Origin of the sequence: Archangium lansingense (assembly GCF_026626635.1) — a bacterium.
Lineage (GTDB): Bacteria > Myxococcota > Myxococcia > Myxococcales > Myxococcaceae > Archangium > Archangium lansingense.
The window spans coordinates 7,948,452-7,964,241 of the sequence record NZ_JAPNKA010000001.1; the positions used below are offsets into that span (position 1 = coordinate 7,948,452).

Sequence of the window (15,790 nt, forward strand, 5' to 3'; positions counted from 1 at the left end):
CGCCCCTTCCCCTCACACTCGCCGCCGAGACACGGTGAGGCCGTAGTCCTCGATCTTCTTGTCCAGCGTGGGGCGGCTGATGCCGAGCAGCTTGGCGGCGACGATCTTCTTCCCACCGGCCGTGCGCAGGGCCTCGGCGATGGCATCGCGCTCCAGCCGGGTGACGCGATCCTGCAGGGTGAGCTGAGGAGGCGAGACGCTCCCCGCCTGGATCTCTGGCGGCAGTGCCAGCGCATGGAGCTGCGCGCCAGCGGCATGTACCAGCGCGAGGCGTTCAGCGAGCAGCGCCAGCTCGCGGACATTGTGAGGCCACTCGTAGTCCATGAGGAGCTGGCGGGCCTCGGGGCTGAGCACGGGAGGCTCCTTCCGAGCGGCGCGTGCACCCCGAGCGGCGAAGTACTCGAAGAGCATGGGGATGTCGGCACGCCGCTCGCGCAGCGGAGGCATCGCCAACTCGAGCCCCGCGAGCTGTCGGACGAGTGAGGCCTCCACCGTGCCCTTTACCGCGAGCACATGAGGCGGGACGTTCGCGGTGACGATGAGGCGAAAGTCCACGGGCTCCTCGCCGCCCTGCGGGGCCGGGGCCGTCTTGCGGGCAATCAATCGGGCGAGCCGCTCGGCGAGGGCGCGGGGGATCAACTCCACGTGGTGCAGCAACAGCGTGCCACCATCAGCGCGCAGCAAGGCCGAGGCGACGGGAGGCTGACCGGGCCCGCTGGAGCGTCCGAGGAGCACCTCCTCCAGGGTGGCCGCCGGTTCGCGGCAATCCACTCGCACAAGAGGCCCGAGGGCCCGGGGCGAGCGTGCGTGGATGTAGCTGGCGGCCAGGGACTTGCCGGTGCCGGGCTCGCCGGAGAGCACCACGGGCGCGGCGCTGGCGGCGGCGCGGCGAGCCTGCTCCACCACCTTGCGGAAGGAGCGCGAGTTGCCCGCCATGTCCACGCGGGCCGGCTGGGCGCCTGCACGGGAGCGAACGGCTGCGTAGGCCTCGCCCCCGAGCCGCCCGAGGATGGCGGCGAGCCGTCCATCCGCCTCGGTGAAGTCCGGCTCCGAGCGCTCCACGTAGAGCACGCCGAAGGGCAGCCCGCCCGAAGCCACCAAGGGTGAGCACAAGGAACCAGCCGAGCGGCCCTGCTCCGAGTGCTCCAGGGCAGCGCGAGCCATGTCACGAGGCACCTCCACGGAGGGAGCACCCACCACCGCCGCGGTGAGCAGGCCCTTGGCCTCTCCGAGGAGCGCGGCCGCGGTGTCCGCATGCAGCGCATGGAGCGACTGTTCCGCGATACGCCGCAGCACCATGGCCTCGCTGGTGGCGCCCAGCAGCGCCGCACCCGCCGAGTACAGCGCCGCCTCGGTGCCGACGTGCGGCAGCACTTCCTCGACCGGCAGGTGGCTGGCGCCCTCGGTAACGGCGTCCCCCAGGGAGGCGGCACCGGGAGGCTCCACGAGCACGGTCGTCCTTCCCACCTGCACGCGATCGCCGGGGTGCAGCAACACTTCGCCGGAGATGCGCTCTCCGTTGACCGCCGTGCCGTTGCGCGAGCCCAGGTCGGACAGACGCACCTGTCCCTCCTGCACGAAGAAGCGTGCATGGCGGCGGGACATCTGGTCGTCCTCGGGGAGGGGAATCTCACACGAGGGGCTGCGGCCGATCGTCGCCTCGGTCTGGACCTCGTAACGCAGACCGGTGGAGGGACCGGAGAGGAGCAACAGGGCGGGCATGGCGGGCGGGGGATGCTACCACCGCCCCCTTTACATCGGGCGTTCGGCGTTGAGCAGCGCGCGAACCTCGTCCTCGTCCAGGGTGCGGCCTTCCCGGCTGAGGGCGAGCGCATTCACATCGGCCTCGGGCACCTCCACGTGAGCGCCCTTGCGCCACTCGGTGGTGTGGACGGCCCCGTCGACCAGACGGCCGACGATGATGCCCTCCTCCCAGGAGAGCACCTCCATCCAGAGCTGCTCGGTGACGGTGCTGCCGTCCGGGTGCGTCTCGAAGGGAGAGCGCACGAGGAAGGTGAGCGGCTCCATGAGTCCGCGGCGCAGGAAGCGCGCCTTGAAGGCGGGCAGGTGGGCCTGGGCCTCCTGGTGCATGGACTCGGTCTGCTCGGTGGGCTCCTGGGCGAAGCGCTCGCGGAAGGGGCGCAGCAGTTCCGCGGTGTTATGCCGGCCCTGGGGCGACACCACCGTGAGGAAGAGGCCCTCATGGCCCTCGAAGGCCTCCAAGGGGACGCCGAGCAGGTTGGTGCGGGCCTCCTCCGAGGGCACCAACATGAAGGTCTGCCCCTCGCTGGTGCCCATCTCCTTGCGCAGAGGGGGGCCCTGCCCGAAGGCCAGGTCGGTACACAGCTCGTGGAGGAAGGCCTCGGCGGGCAGCAGCTCCTGCTCACCCAGGTGGAAGATCTCCAGATCGCGGGCGCCGAACTTCTCCATCCCGTGCGAGTGCACCCACAAGGGCGTCTCGCCCTCGATGACCTCGACGGCGTGGAGGTTGACGTGATCGCGGATGTCGAAGTCGAGCTCGGTGATCTCCGCCACGTCCTCGGACTCATGGACCTTGGAGGAGGCGATGTCCACCAGCACCCCCTCCACGTGGGCCAGGACGATGCGGGCGACCATGAGCGCCACGAAGACGGGCACGGTGGGCTGGGCGGAGCTGGTCTCGAAGGCGAAGCGGTAGAAGGCCTTGGCGCGGGTAAGCGACTCCAGGGCGGGCTCGCTGCCGGAGAACATGTCCGGGGTCCACTCGACGGGAGCGGGCCGCTGCTCGTAGACAACCTCGATCCGGGATTCCTCGGCTTCCACGGTGAAACCATGGCCGTCGGGAGCGACGGTAAAGCCCATCTCCTCGGACTCGAAGGCGGCGCGCAGCTCGTCGAGGGGGATCGGCGAGGCGCGCGAGATGGCGACGAGGTAGACCTCCATCACAGGTGCTTCTCGATCTGTCGGAAGAGGTCCACGCGGTCCACCAGGTTCGTCAGATAGTCCAGCTTATCCGTCGGGAGAACCAGGACGGGGGACATCTTGTAACCACTGAACCATTCCTCGTACAGCCCGTTCAGGCGGTTGAGGTAGGCGGTGGGGATGTCCTGCTCCATCTCCCGGCCGCGCAGGCGGATGCGCTGGCGGAGCGTCTTCACCGGGCAGCGCAGGTAGATCATCAGATCCGGCGGAGTGAGCGTCTGGGAGAAGGTCTCGTAGAGGTCCCAGTACATCTGCCAGTCGCGCTTATCGATGTAGCGCCGACGGTAGAGGTTCTTGGCGAAGATCTCCGCGTCCTCGTAGAGGGTGCGGTCCTGGAGGGCGGTGCCGGACGAGAGCTCGAGCTGGCGCTGGAGGCGGAACTTGGCGATGAGGAAGAAGAGCTGGGAGCGGAAGGCCCAGGTCTTCATGTCCTTGTAGAAGTCAGCGAGGTAGGGGTTCTCCTCGTTAGGTTCGAAGAAGGGAGTGAGGCCGTACTTCCGGCAGAGGAAGGACGTGAGTTCCGTCTTTCCGGCCCCGATATTGCCTGCGATTGCGATGAACTTCTTCTTGGCCAAAGCACCGCGCTTGTACCCCCACCGGGCGGCGCACACCAGAGACAAGGTGGCCCGAGTGACGAGGTGACATGGTAGATACGGCCCCCATGTCTTCCCCTGCCCCCACCCGTCCCAAGTCTGGCGCGGCCGAGCCGCCCATCTGGCCCTGGACGACGTTTGGGGGTGCCATCCCACCGTCGCTGGGCGCGCGAGCGTGCGGGCGGCCGCTGACACCCGGAAGAGGCGGGGGCGGCTCCGTTGTTCGGGCGTTTTTGGCGGGACACCGGGCAGCACGCCGTGGTGGGCTCCCCGAAGGACGTTGACGAGGTCGTCAGGATGCTACGCAACCTGTTGTGCATAGTGGTCGCGGTGGTCGCCACCGCCATCTTCTTTCCCATGACCGTGGTGGTGGCGATCGTCACCCTCAACCCGAGCGCCACGGTGTGGGTGGCCCGTCGGCTGTGGTCCCCCGTGCTCATCCTGACGGGAGGGGCCAAGGTGGTGGTGACGGGCCAGGAGAACGTGGACCCGAACCGGCCCACCATCTACGTCTCCAACCACCAGTCCACGCTGGACATCCCCATCCACTTCGTGACGGTGCCGGTGAACTTCCGGTACGTGGCCAAGCACCAGCTCAAGTACGTGCCGCTCATCGGCTGGTACCTGTGGTTCGCCGGGCACATCTTCGTGAACCGCGGCCGGCGCGACAAGGCCTTCGCCTCGCTGGATGCCGCGGCGCAGAAGATCCGCAGTGGCACGAGCGTGTTCCTCTACCCCGAGGGCACGCGCTCGGACGACGGCCGGGTGCTGCCCTTCAAGAAGGGCCCCTTCGCGCTGGCGCTCAAGTCCCGGGTGCCCGTGGTGCCCATCACCATCGAGGGCTCCGGCTCGGTGATGCCGAAGAACTCGTGGAACATCAAGCCGGGCCCCGTGTTCGTGAAGATTGGCAAGCCCATCGACACCACGGGCTTCGCCGAGAATGACCGCGAGGGGCTGGCCCGGACGGTGCGCGACGTCATCATCCAGCAGAGCCTTGAGCTGGGCGGCAAGGGAGGAGATCCCGAGAGGGCCACCGCCGCCGCCGGAGTCGAGGGTGACGCGCCCTCCCTCCGCAACGCCTCCTGAGGAGACCCTCTGCCCGTGCGCCTTCCCTCCCCCGACTCCCGTCGTCCTCCAAGCCGCCGGCTGCGCACCTGGGCCGGCGTGGCCGTTCTCGGACTGGGCCTGAGCCTGACCGCGGGCTGCCGCCATGGCGCCGCCGCCGAGCGCCCCCTGGACGCGCGTGCACAAGCCCGCGAGTACCTGGCGAAGAAACAGCCCGAGCGGGCCCTGCCGCTGCTGGAGGCCGAATACGCCGGAGCTCCGGAGGACCTGGAGCTGGCGCGGCTGCTGACGGAGGCCCAGGTGAAGGCGGGCCATACGGACGCGTGGATCGCCGAGCTGCAGCGCCGCAACGCGCAGGCAGAGCGGGCGGTGAACCACTACATGCTGGGGCTGGCGTATTTCTCGAGGGCCTCGGATGCGGGGACGCCGGCGGTGGCGGCCTTCGAGCGGGCCCTGGAGCTGAAGCCGGAGGAGCCCGAGCTGCATTACCGGCTGGGGCTGGCCCGCCTGGAGTCCGAGCAGTACGCGGCGGCGGTGGGTCCACTGCGGCGTGCGGCCGAGCTGGCTCCAGAGCGCGCGGTCATCCGGCTGCCGCTGGCCAAGGCGCTGCATCGGACGGGGGACTCGGCGGGGGCGGTGGCGGCGCTGGGAGCGCTGGTGCGGATGAGCCCGAGCCCCTCCGAGGTGGCCACGGCACGGGCGCTGATGGATCAGATCGCGGACCCCTTCGCGCGCTTCCCCAAGACGGCCGAGCCCAAGCTGGAGGAGGGCCTGCGCTACCTGAGGGAGCTGGACGCGCCGCACCCGGCCATCGTGGCGTTCGAGGAGATTCTGCGGGACTACCCGGACCTGGCGGTGGTGCACGCGCTGCTGGGGCTGGCGTGGCAGCGGCTGGACGATGCGGGCCGAGCGGTGGAGGAGTTCAAGCGGGCCATCGAGCTGGCGCCCGAGGACGGCAAGAACCACTTCTACCTGGGCGAGCTGTACCTGGGACGCCAGAGGCCGGAGGCGGCACGGTCGCACCTGGAGAAGGCGGTGGAGCTCAACCCGCTGCAGGACGTGGCGTGGTTCCGGCTGGGGGACATCCACCTGGAGCAGAGGAACCTGAAGGCAGCGGGCGACGCCTTTCGGGTGCTGACGTACCTGGAGCCGGACGAGGAGGCGCCGAGGGGCAAGCTGGCGCTGGTACGGCAGCTGGAGGGCGACTGGGCGGGCGCGGAGCGCGAGCTGATGCACGTGGTGGACAAGAATCCGGACAACATCGAGTTCACCCTGCGCCTGGGCATCCTCTTCACCGAGCAGGCGAAGCAGTCCTCGCGGCCGGAGGAGCGGAAGGAAGCAGCCGGGAAGGCGGAGCGCTGGCTGCGCAAGGTGCTGGAGACGCAGCCGGAGAACGCGGTGGCCTCGCGAGCGCTGCAGCAGCTCAAGAGTCCCTAGGGGCCAGTAGCCAGGGGGAGCCCGAGCCCTCTACACTGGTGACGCGATGAGTGAAGGTGCCAACCAGCCCCAGCAGCCGCCACGCGGGACGCCGTCGTCGACGAACATGCCCCGCGTCTCGCAGACGAACAATCCGCGCGTGATGAGCGCCGCGCGCGCGGCCCCTCTGCCCAAGGAGCAGCAGCAGGGTCAGCTTGGCCAGAAGCTGAAGGCCGAGTCCGCCAACGTGGCCCTCAACGCCCTCTCCATCGTGAAGGAGAAGGTGGAGGAGTTCCGCGAGCAGGACCGCTTCTTCAAGTACAAGGCCTTCATCGTGAGCGGCTGGGTGTTTCTGTCGATCAGCACGTTCGGCATCACCTGCGCCCGGGGCGGTACGAAGCAGACGGGAGACTTCGGCGCGAAGCTCGTGCCCGTCACCAGCCGGGCCTCGCTGACGATCATGAACAAGAGCAAGGGGGCCTGGGAGAAGGTCCACATCGTCGTCACGGACGACCGGCGCGTGGAGTGGAATGCCTTCGTGCCGCGCGTGGAGGCGGGCCGGGACGTCACCGTCACGCCCAAGCAGCTGCTGAACGCGAGCGGCCAGGCGGCGCCTTCGGACATCAGGATCGTCGGCGTCGAGATGCGGACCGAGGACGGCGACGCCGTGCTGCTCGAAAACGGCAAGAACCTCACCGACGACGCGCAGTAGCCCGGAGCGGGCGTCGAGGGCCCTGGAGCCCTCCGCCCTGCCCTTCCCCGCACAGCGGACCCCACAAAGCGCGAGAGCGCCCTTCCCAGAAGGAAGGACGCTCCCGTGCACTACCCTTGGGACGGCCGACTACTCCGCCTTGGTCTCCGTGCCGGCAGCGGCCTCGGTGTCCTCGGCAACGGCCTTGGCGGGACGATCCACCAGCTCCAGCAGGGCCATCTCGGCGCCGTCACCGCGACGGAATCCGAGGCGCACGATGCGGGTGTACCCGCCCGGGCGGTTGGCGTACCGGTCCTTGTACTCGCTGAACACCTTCTGGAGGATGACGCGGTTGCGAACCGTCCGCTCCGCGAGGCGCACGTTGGCCAGACCACCGCGCTTGCCGAGGGTGATGATGCGCTCGGCGATCGCCCGGGCCTCCTTGGCCTTGGGCAGCGTGGTGCGGATGGCCTCGTGCTCGAGCAGCGAGGTGACCATGTTGTGGAGCATCGCGAGCCGGTGGCTCGTGGTGCGGTGGAGCTTCCTCTGGCCTACCTTATGACGCATGGTGCTGACCTCGGACCCTTTTGGGGTCCACCACTCCGGCCGTACGAGGTACCGGGTGGGAAGGATGGAACCGGCACGGGCTCCACCGTTGCTGTGTTGGGCCTTGGAAGGCCCCCTCCTCCCCCGAGGTATGCGGCCATGCCGCCCCGAGGAAGGAGGTACTGCGAGAGTCTACTAGGCCTTGGGAGCGCCGGGGGGCACCGCGCCACCCGCCGCCGGGGCCGCGCCGGCCGCCGCCGCTGCCGCTGCCGCCGCACCCGGAGCGGGCGCGGGCGGGGTCTTCGGAGGCCAGTTCTCCAGCTTCATGCCGAGCGACAGGCCCATCTCCGCGAGGATCTCCTTGATCTCCTTCAAGGACTTGCGGCCGAAGTTCTTGGTCTTGAGCATCTCGGCCTCGGTGCGCTGCACGAGATCACCGATGGTCTTGATATTGGCCTGCTGCAGGCAGTTGGCCGAGCGCACGGAGAGCTCCAGCTCGTCCACCGAGCGGAAGAGGTTCTCGTTGAGCTTGGCCTCCTCCTTCGGGGCCTCGACCGCCACGGGCTCCTCGGTCTCGTCGAAGTTGACGAAGACGGTGAGCTGCTCCTTGACGATCTTGGCCGCGTAGGCCACGGCGTCCTGCGGGGTGACGGAGCCGTCCGTCCACACCTCGAGGGTGAGCTTGTCGTAGTCGGTGACCTGGCCGACGCGGGCGTTGGTCACCTGGTAGTTCACCTTGCGGATGGGCGAGAACAGCGAGTCGATGGGGATGGTGCCGATGGGCGAGCCAGCCACCTTGTTGGCGGAGGCCGGGACGTAGCCACGGCCGCGGCGGCACGTCAGCTCCATGCGAACCTTGCCACCCTCGGAGACGGTGCAGATGTGGTGACCCGGGTTGAGGATCTCCACGTCCTGGTCGGCGATGATGTCACCGGCCTTGATCTCCTTGGGGCCCTCGGCCTCGATGCGGATCGTCTTGGGCTCGTTCGTGTGCATCCGAAGGAGGACTTCCTTCAGGTTCAGCACGATGTCCGTGACGTCCTCGGCCACCTCGGGGATGGTGGTGAACTCGTGGTCCACACCCTCGATCTTCACCGTGGTGATGGCGGCACCCTGCAGAGACGACAGCAGGACGCGGCGCAGCGAGTTGCCCAGCGTGGTGCCAAAACCGCGCTCGAGCGGCTCGGCGACGAACTTGGCGTAGGTGGGGGACAGCGAGTCCTGATCGACCTCGAGGCGGCGGGGCTTGATGAGGTCACGCCAGTTCTTCGCGAGGAAAGAGTCAGCCATGTTCTTCTGCTCCTGAGAGCGTGCGCCACCACCGACTTACCCACCAGGGTGGCGGGAGGATGGGCACGCGGGGTTCTTGAATAACGGCCGGCCCCGGGGCTGCACGAAGGGACCGGCAGAAGCACGACGCCCCGGCGGTGAGGCCAGGGCGCGTACGACAGCTCCAGCGGCGGAACTCGCCCTCGGGGGGCGAGCCAGGCCGATTACTTCGAGTACAGCTCGACGATGAGCTGCTCCTGGATCGGCATGGTGAGGTCTTCGCGGTTCGGGGCGGTCTTCACCGTCGCCTTGAAGCCCTTCTTGTCCAGGTCGATCCACTGCGGCACGCCGCGGCGATCCACGGTCTCCAGCGCCTCGGAGATGCGGAGGATCTTCCGGCTCTTCTCCGCCACCTCGATGGTGGTGCCCGGCTTCACCGCGAACGACGGGATGTTGACCCGCTTGCCGTTCACCGTGAAGTGGCCGTGGCGCACCAGCTGGCGAGCCTCGGCGCGGGTATCCGCGAAGCCCATGCGGAACACCACGTTGTCCAGGCGGAGCTCCAGCTGCTGCAGGAGGTTCTCACCGGTCTTGCCCTTGGCGGCCGAGGCGCGGTGGTAGTAGCCGCGGAACTGGCTCTCCAGCAGGCCGTACATGCGCTTGACCTTCTGCTTCTCGCGCAGCTGCACGCCGTAGCCGGAGAACTTCACGCGGCCCTGGCCGTGCTGACCGGGGGGATAGGGACGCCGCTCGATGGCACACTTGTCCGTGTAGCAGCGGTCACCCTTCAGGTACATCTTCAGGTTCTCACGCCGGCAGATACGGCAGGCGGAGGCGGTATAACGGGCCACGATGCTTCTCCGTGTAGAGGTGGTCTGGACCGCTCCCCGCGAGGAGAGCGGCCCGGAATGGAACTAGACGCGGCGGCGCTTGGGCTGACGGCAGCCGTTGTGCGGGATGGGCGTCACGTCGCGGATGAGCGCGATCTTCAGGCCGGCGGCGGCGAGCGCACGCAGGGCGGACTCACGACCCGCGCCCGGCCCCTTCACCAGCACCGTCACGTTCTTCAGGCCGTGCTCCATGGCCTTGGCCGCGGCGTCACCGGCGGCCACCTGGGCGGCGAACGGCGTCGACTTGCGGCTGCCGCGGAAACCGCGGGCGCCGGCGGAGGACCAGGAGATCACGTTCCCGGACACGTCCGTGATCGTGATGATGGTGTTGTTGAACGTGGACTGGATGTGGACCACGCCGTTGAGGATGCTCTTCTTGCCCTTCTTGCCCTTCTTGCGCGCAGCGGCGGCGGTGTCGCCCGTCGCGGGGGCCGCAGCGGCCGGGGCCGCAGGCGCGTTGGTCTCTTCAGCCATGGAACTCGTTGCTCCGTGAGGTAGGTGATCGACGCCGGCTCCTCAGGAGGCCGGCGCAGGTGGATGAACTAGCGAGCAGGCGCCGCCGGCTTGGCGCGCACGATGCCGCGCTTCGGACCCTTACGGGTGCGCGCGTTGGTGTGCGTCCGCTGACCACGGACCGGCAGACCCTTGCGGTGACGCAGACCCCGGTAGCAACCCAGGTCCATCAACCGCTTGATGTTCATGGTCACCTCGCGACGGAGGTCACCCTCGACCTTGTAGGTCGCCTCGAGGATCTCGCGGATCTTACGCGTCTGCTCCTCGGTGAGGTCCTTGGTCCGGGTGGCGAGGTCGATCCCCGCGGCCGTGATGATGTCGTGGGCGGACTTGTTGCCGATCCCGTAGATGTACTGGAGCGAGATCACCGCGCGCTTGTTCGGCGGGAGGTCGATGCCGGCGATACGAGCCATCTTGAGTCGTTCCTTCTGGTGAGTTGGTCTGGAGCTCGGTCCCTGAGGGGCCTAGCCCTGGCGCTGCTTGTGCCGCGGGTTGGAGGCGCAGATGACGCGCACGATGCCCTTGCGGCGGACAACCTTGCACTTATCGCAGATCTTCTTGACGGACGCCCGAACCTTCATGGCGGTACTTCCCTTCCTTCGCTTTAGAAAAGAAAAGCTTCGAGGGCCGGTCCGCCATTCCGCGGAACCGAGCCCTTGCTACTTCGCCCGGTAGGTGATCCGGCCCCGGGACAGATCGTACGGGGACAGCTCGACCTTGACCTTGTCGCCCGGGAGGATTCGGATGAAATGCATCCGCATCTTGCCCGAGATGTGCGCGAGCACCTTGTGGCCATTGTCCAGCACCACACGGAACATCGCGTTCGGGAGGGGCTCCATTACGGTCCCCTCAACTTCGATGGAATCATCCTTCGGCAATCAGATAACCCTCTCGCGGACCACCGGAACTCTGGAAGCGCGGCGGGATAACACTTTGGTCCAGAAGTGGCAAGCATCCTCGCGCAGTAAAACCGAATTTCTACGAACAGCCATGTACCTCATTGTATTCCGCCCACCTACCCGGCTCGACGCCGGGTGAGGACTTCAGGCCCCCCCTCGGTAATGAGCACGGTGTGCTCGAAGTGAGCGGAAAGCTTGCTGTCGCGCGTTACGGCTGTCCAGTGATCCTCGAGGACCATCACCTCATCCGTGCCCTGGTTCACCATGGGCTCCACCGCGAGGACCATTCCTGGACGAAGCTTCATGCCGCTGCCGCGCTGGCCGTGGTTGGGGACCTCGGGCTTCTCGTGGAGGTGGCGGCCGATGCCATGGCCGGTGAAGCCGCGCGCCACGGAGAAACCCCGGGCCTCCACATGGGACTGCACCGCATGGCCAATGTCCCCGATGCGGTTGCCGGCCACCATGGCTTGGATGGCCTTGTTGAGGGCCTCCCGGGTGGCCTTCACCAGCGCCTCGGCCTCGGAGCTCACCTTCCCCACCGGGACCGTCCGGGCCGAGTCCCCGAAGAAGCCCCGGTAGACGACGCCGAAGTCCAGCTTCATCAGGTCCCCCTCGCGCAGCGTGCGCCGCTTGGAGGGGATGCCGTGAACCACCTCGTCATTGACGGAGGCGCACAAGCAGGCGGGGAAGCCGTGGTAGCCCTTGAAGGCCGGCCTGGCGCCCTTCTGGTAGATGAGCTTCTCGGCCAGGGCATCCAGATCCCAGGTGGTGACGCCCGGCGCCACCGCCTTCTCGAGCTCGTCGAGGATCTCGCTCACAATGCGCCCAGCCTCGCGCATGAGGGCGATCTCATCCCGGCTCTTGATCTCGACCTGGCTCATGACAGCCTCATCCCTGCTTGAACCGCGGGAGGGCGGGTTCACCATCCGTGTGAGCCCCGCCCCTGCCCGCCCCGCCGCTCAGCGGGCGCTCAGGCCTTGCCCAGCGCCTTCTTGATGTCCGCGTACACGCCCTCGGGAGACCCCACCCCGTCGATCGTCCTGAGCAGGCCCTTCTGCGCGTAGAACGGCTCCAGAGCCGCGGTCTCTGCGTCGTACTTCTTCAGGCGCTTCTCGATGACGTCGGCCTTGTCGTCGTCACGCTGCACGAGGCCGGTGCCGTCCTTGTCGCAGTAGCCCGCCCGCTTCGGAGGGTTCTGGTAGACGTGGTAGACGGAGCCGCAGGCGGGGCACGAGCGCCGGCCCGAGCCACGCTCGATGAGCTTCTCGTGCGGCACCTTGAGGGACACCACGGCATCCAGCTTCTTGCCCAGCTTGGCGAGCATGCGCTCGAGCGCCTCGGCCTGGGCGATGGTGCGCGGGAAGCCGTCCAGGACGAAGCCATTGGCGGCGTCCGGCTCCCTGAGGCGCTCCTCCACGATGCCGATGACAATCTCGTCCGGCACGTAGGAGCCGGCGGCCATCAACGGCCCGGCCAGCTTGCCCATCTCCGAGCCCTCACGCACCGCCTTGCGGAGGATGTCACCCGTGGAGATCTGCGGAAGCTTGAACTCCGCGTACAGATTCTTCGCCTGGGTCCCCTTCCCCACGAACGGCGGGCCAAACAGGATGAGGTTCATAGGTTTCTCTCAGCGCGACAGGAAGGAGCGCGGGAGGGCCACGGCGCGAACCGCCTCCCGCTGCTCACACACCCCCGGAACGACGAGGCGCTCCCCCCCGGGGTGATTGGGGAGGAGCGCCAGGGAAGCTGCTGACTCGACTAGGCTGCCACGCGAACCCGGCCGCGGATGCGCGGACCGCGGGGACCCGCGAAACCCTCGTAGTTGCGGCTGATCAGGTGACCCTCGATCTGCTGCACCGTATCCAGCGCCACGCCCACGACGATCAGCAGCGCCGTGCCACCGAAGGTGAAGCGGACACCCAGCACGTTGCTGATGATGGAGGGAATCACGCAGATGGCGGCCAGGTAGAGCGCGCCACCGAAGGTGATGCGGTTGAGCACGCCCTCGATGAAGTCCGCCGTCTGACGGCCCGGACGGATGCCCGGGATGTAGCCGCCCTGCTTCTTGATGTTGTCCGCCACGTCGTCCGGCCGGAAGGTCAGCGCCGTGTAGAAGAACGAGAAGAAGACGATGAGCAGCACGAAGATGCCGTTGTACACCCAGGGGCTGCCCTCGATGCTGCGCTGCACGGTCTGCAGGGCCGGGAACCAGGTCCCCAACGTGGCCGGGAAGGACAGCAGCGCGCCGGCGAAGATCGGAGGAATCACGCCCGCGGTGTTGACCTTCATCGGGAAGTAGGTGGCCTGACCGGCGAACATCCGCCGCCCGGCCATCCGCTTGGCGTACTGCACCGGGATGCGCCGCATGCCGCGCTCGACGTAGACGACCACTCCCACCACGAGCACCATGAACGCCAGCAGGGCGCCCACGGCCGCCACGCTGATGATCTCCTGGCTGATCATGTCCAGCAGCGTCTTGCCGCTCGGCAGCAGGCCGGCCACGATGCCCGCGAAGATGATGAGGGAGATGCCGTTGCCGATGCCGCGCTCGGTGATGCGCTCACCCAGCCACATGATGAACGCGGTGCCCGCCGTCAGGGAGATGACGGTCATGAAGGTGAACCAGGCGTTGTCGTTGGGGACGACGATCTGGTTGAAGCCGCTCTGGCCCGCGTCGGAACGGCCCAGCGAGGCCAGCCACCGCGAGATACCGATGCCCTGGATGACGGACAGGAAGATGGTGCCGTAGCGGGTGTACTGGTTGATCTTCTGCCGGCCGCCAGCACCTTCCTTCTGGAGCCGCTCCAGGCTGGGCACGACCACCGCCAGCAGCTGGATGATGATGGAGGCGGACACGTACGGCATGATGCCCAGACCGAAGATGGACATCTGGTCCAGGGCGCCGCCGGAAAAGAGGTTGAAGAGCGAGAACAGGCCGCCCGACTGGCGCTGGGCGTCCATGAACGCGTTCATCGCAGCCCGATCCACACCGGGCGTGTTGATGAAGATACCGATGCGGTAAACCGCGAGCAGCGCCAGCGTGTAGATGAGCCGGCTGCGCAGTTCCGCGATGCGGAAGACGTTGGCGAAGGCGTTCAGAGCCACGTGGGAACCATCCCCCAGAAAGGTTTCAGCGAGAACAACAGCGCCCCCGTCCGAATTCGGAAAGGGGCGCGGAATCCTACACGGATGGAGCGGCGCGCACCACTAGGAGTGTGATGCGCCCTGCCCTCACGACTTGGCCTGCTTGACACCCTTACCGCTGTGGGCCTTCGAGGCGGACTCGGGCTTGTGGGCCACGAGCGGCAGCTGCTCGACGGAACCGCCCGCCTTCTCGACAGCCTCACGAGCCGTGGCCGAGAGCTTGTGCGCCCGGACGGTCAGCTTCTTGGTGAGCTTGCCGTTGCCAAGCACCTTCACGCCGTCGTAGCGGCCCTTCACCAGGCCACGCGCCTTCAGGGAGGCCTCATCCACCGTGGCGCCCGCGTCGAACGCCTCGAGGTCCGCCAGGTTCACCACCGCGTAGATGGTGCGGTTGGGGGAGTTGAAGCCGAACTTCGGCAGGCGGCGCTGCAGCGGGCTCTGACCGCCCTCGAAGCCCTCGAACCGCATGTTACCGGAACGAGCCTTCTGGCCCTTGCCACCGCGGCCGGCCGTCTTGCCCAGACCGCTACCCTGGCCACGGCCCACCCGCTTCTTGCGGTGCCACGAGTTCGCGGGGCGCTTCAGGTTGTTGAGCGTAGTCATTGTCTGAACCCTCTCACTAGGCCTTGGAGGCCTGGCGGGCGCGCGCGGCGTCCCGGGCCCGGATGTGCCGGGGCTTGCGACGGGTGGTCTTCGGGGCGTCGCCCTGCACCGTCTCGGACGTCACCAGGTGACGCACCTTGTTCACCATGCCGCGATTCGCCGGCGTGTCCTGGAGGAGCCGCTCGTCGCCGAACTTCTTCAGCCCGAGGCTCCGGATGGTCGCGAGCTGGTCCACAGACGAACCCGCGAAGCTCTTCGTCAACTTGACCTTGAGCGCCATGATTAACCCCTCGCCTCTTCAGACTTCTGAGGACCCACGTCCTTGCCGCGCAGGCGCGACACCTGCTCCGGCGAACGCAGCGTCTTCAGACCGGCCACCGTGGCCTTGAGCACGTTGTGCGGATTCCGCGAGCCCTGGCTCTTGGTCAGGATGTTGCGGATACCCGCCGCCTCGAGGACCGCGCGCACCGCACCACCGGCGATGACGCCCGTACCCTCACCGGCCGGCTTCAGGAGCACCCAGCCGGCGCCGAAGTGACCGAGCACCTCGTGCGGAATGGTGTGACCCTGCAGCGGAACGCGGAACAGGTTCTTCTTGGCGTTCTCGCCACCCTTGCGGATGGCCTCAGGGACCTCGTTGGCCTTGCCCAGGCCGATGCCGACGTGGCCGGCACCGTCGCCCACCACCACCAGCGCGGCGAACGAGAACCGCCGGCCGCCCTTCACCACCTTGGCGACGCGGTTGATATTCACCACCCGGTCGGTGAGGTCGAGATCGTTTGGATTGATCGGAGTTGCCACTTGGGAACTTCCTTATTCGAAAGGTTTCTAGAACTTCAGCCCGCCCTCACGCGCGGCATCGGCCACGGCGGCGATACGGCCATGGTAGGGGAAGCCGTTGCGATCGAACACCACCGCGTCGACATTGGCCGCCTTGCACTTCTGGGCAATCAGAGCGCCCACGCGCTTGGCCTCGGCCTTCTTGTCGCCCTCGGTATTGCCCTTGAGCTCCTTGGAGAGCGACGAGGCGAACGCCAGGGTGCGGCCCGTGGTGTCATCCACCACCTGAGCGTAGATGTGCTTGAGGCTCTTGTAGACCGACAGACGCGGGCGCTCGGTGGTACCCGAGAGCTTCCGGCGGATGCGGTCCTTCCTCTTGAGGCGCGGATCGAGTTTCTTCGACATGGATGATTCCTTCTC

Annotated in this window: 20 protein-coding genes; 3 read left to right on the plus strand and 17 right to left on the minus strand. The window is 67.6% G+C overall.

The genetic code is table 11. The features are described from left to right. Positions 1–12: 12 nt before the first annotated feature. The 3 genes from OV287_RS31630 to OV287_RS31640 are packed head-to-tail and all read right to left on the minus strand — an operon-like array spanning position 13 to position 3,536. A complete protein-coding gene (locus tag OV287_RS31630) occupies positions 13–1,722 on the minus strand; it encodes a sigma-54-dependent Fis family transcriptional regulator (RefSeq protein ID WP_267537776.1) in 1,710 nt (569 codons plus the stop codon). 30 nt (positions 1,723–1,752) lie between these two features. Then, entirely contained in the window at positions 1,753–2,925 is a 1,173-nt protein-coding gene (locus OV287_RS31635) for a DUF2314 domain-containing protein (protein WP_267537777.1), read from the minus strand. After that, complete coding sequence (locus OV287_RS31640; protein ID WP_267537778.1) at positions 2,922–3,536, minus strand: deoxynucleoside kinase; 615 nt, start codon at positions 3,534–3,536, stop codon at positions 2,922–2,924. The genes OV287_RS31635 and OV287_RS31640 overlap by 4 nt, the downstream gene beginning before the upstream one ends. 315 nt (positions 3,537–3,851) lie before the next feature. Between OV287_RS31640 and OV287_RS31645 the strand changes: the two genes are divergently transcribed. Genes OV287_RS31645 through OV287_RS31655 form a run of 3 tightly spaced genes read left to right on the plus strand, consistent with a single transcriptional unit; the run spans position 3,852 to position 6,747 of the window. Beyond that, positions 3,852–4,640, plus strand: coding sequence for a lysophospholipid acyltransferase family protein (locus tag OV287_RS31645; protein WP_267537779.1), 789 nt, complete (start codon positions 3,852–3,854; stop codon positions 4,638–4,640). A gap of 9 nt (positions 4,641–4,649) precedes the next feature. Continuing rightward, positions 4,650–6,056: a tetratricopeptide repeat protein gene (locus tag OV287_RS31650; RefSeq protein WP_373371923.1), complete on the plus strand. Its 1,407-nt coding sequence runs from the start codon at positions 4,650–4,652 to the stop codon at positions 6,054–6,056. A 46-nt stretch (positions 6,057–6,102) separates the two neighbouring features. Next, positions 6,103–6,747 carry a hypothetical protein gene (locus tag OV287_RS31655; protein WP_267537780.1) on the plus strand — a complete coding sequence of 215 codons (645 nt, stop codon included), beginning with the start codon at positions 6,103–6,105 and terminating at the stop codon, positions 6,745–6,747. A gap of 129 nt (positions 6,748–6,876) precedes the next feature. Here OV287_RS31655 and rplQ read toward each other — a convergent pair whose 3' ends face one another. The 14 genes from rplQ to rplR all read right to left on the minus strand — a co-directional run bounded on the left by rplQ (position 6,877) and on the right by rplR (position 15,775). After that, positions 6,877–7,293 carry a 50S ribosomal protein L17 gene (gene rplQ / locus OV287_RS31660; RefSeq protein WP_267537781.1) on the minus strand — a complete coding sequence of 139 codons (417 nt, stop codon included), beginning with the start codon at positions 7,291–7,293 and terminating at the stop codon, positions 6,877–6,879. A 174-nt stretch (positions 7,294–7,467) separates the two neighbouring features. After that, positions 7,468–8,562: a DNA-directed RNA polymerase subunit alpha gene (locus OV287_RS31665; protein ID WP_267537782.1), complete on the minus strand. Its 1,095-nt coding sequence runs from the start codon at positions 8,560–8,562 to the stop codon at positions 7,468–7,470. Positions 8,563–8,765: 203 nt separating this feature from the next. Continuing rightward, on the minus strand, positions 8,766–9,392 hold the full coding sequence (gene rpsD, locus OV287_RS31670; protein ID WP_267537783.1) for a 30S ribosomal protein S4: 627 nt from the start codon (positions 9,390–9,392) through the stop codon (positions 8,766–8,768). A 63-nt stretch (positions 9,393–9,455) separates the two neighbouring features. Next, entirely contained in the window at positions 9,456–9,905 is a 450-nt protein-coding gene (gene rpsK / locus OV287_RS31675) for a 30S ribosomal protein S11 (protein ID WP_267537784.1), read from the minus strand. A gap of 68 nt (positions 9,906–9,973) precedes the next feature. Beyond that, positions 9,974–10,357, minus strand: a complete 384-nt coding sequence (gene rpsM, locus OV287_RS31680) for a 30S ribosomal protein S13 (protein ID WP_267537785.1) — start codon at positions 10,355–10,357, stop codon at positions 9,974–9,976. A 51-nt stretch (positions 10,358–10,408) separates the two neighbouring features. After that, positions 10,409–10,525, minus strand: a complete 117-nt coding sequence (gene rpmJ / locus OV287_RS31685; protein ID WP_002633586.1) for a 50S ribosomal protein L36 — start codon at positions 10,523–10,525, stop codon at positions 10,409–10,411. 78 nt (positions 10,526–10,603) lie between these two features. Then, positions 10,604–10,822 (minus strand): translation initiation factor IF-1, encoded by a 219-nt coding sequence (infA, locus tag OV287_RS31690; RefSeq protein ID WP_043409051.1) that lies wholly within the window; start codon positions 10,820–10,822, stop codon positions 10,604–10,606. A gap of 137 nt (positions 10,823–10,959) precedes the next feature. Further along, positions 10,960–11,724, minus strand: coding sequence for a type I methionyl aminopeptidase (gene map / locus OV287_RS31695; protein WP_267537786.1), 765 nt, complete (start codon positions 11,722–11,724; stop codon positions 10,960–10,962). Positions 11,725–11,813: 89 nt separating this feature from the next. After that, the gene (locus OV287_RS31700) at positions 11,814–12,461 is read right to left on the minus strand and encodes an adenylate kinase (RefSeq protein ID WP_267537787.1); all 648 of its coding nucleotides are present in this window, start codon (positions 12,459–12,461) and stop codon (positions 11,814–11,816) included. A gap of 140 nt (positions 12,462–12,601) precedes the next feature. After that, positions 12,602–13,948: a preprotein translocase subunit SecY gene (secY, locus tag OV287_RS31705; RefSeq protein WP_267537788.1), complete on the minus strand. Its 1,347-nt coding sequence runs from the start codon at positions 13,946–13,948 to the stop codon at positions 12,602–12,604. Positions 13,949–14,074: 126 nt separating this feature from the next. Then, positions 14,075–14,590 (minus strand): 50S ribosomal protein L15, encoded by a 516-nt coding sequence (rplO, locus tag OV287_RS31710; protein ID WP_267537789.1) that lies wholly within the window; start codon positions 14,588–14,590, stop codon positions 14,075–14,077. A gap of 16 nt (positions 14,591–14,606) precedes the next feature. After that, complete coding sequence (gene rpmD / locus OV287_RS31715; RefSeq protein ID WP_267537790.1) at positions 14,607–14,870, minus strand: 50S ribosomal protein L30; 264 nt, start codon at positions 14,868–14,870, stop codon at positions 14,607–14,609. Positions 14,871–14,872: 2 nt separating this feature from the next. Further along, positions 14,873–15,391 carry a 30S ribosomal protein S5 gene (gene rpsE, locus OV287_RS31720; RefSeq protein ID WP_043409036.1) on the minus strand — a complete coding sequence of 173 codons (519 nt, stop codon included), beginning with the start codon at positions 15,389–15,391 and terminating at the stop codon, positions 14,873–14,875. A gap of 27 nt (positions 15,392–15,418) precedes the next feature. Then, on the minus strand, positions 15,419–15,775 hold the full coding sequence (rplR, locus tag OV287_RS31725) for a 50S ribosomal protein L18 (RefSeq protein ID WP_043409034.1): 357 nt from the start codon (positions 15,773–15,775) through the stop codon (positions 15,419–15,421). Positions 15,776–15,790 lie beyond the last annotated feature (15 nt).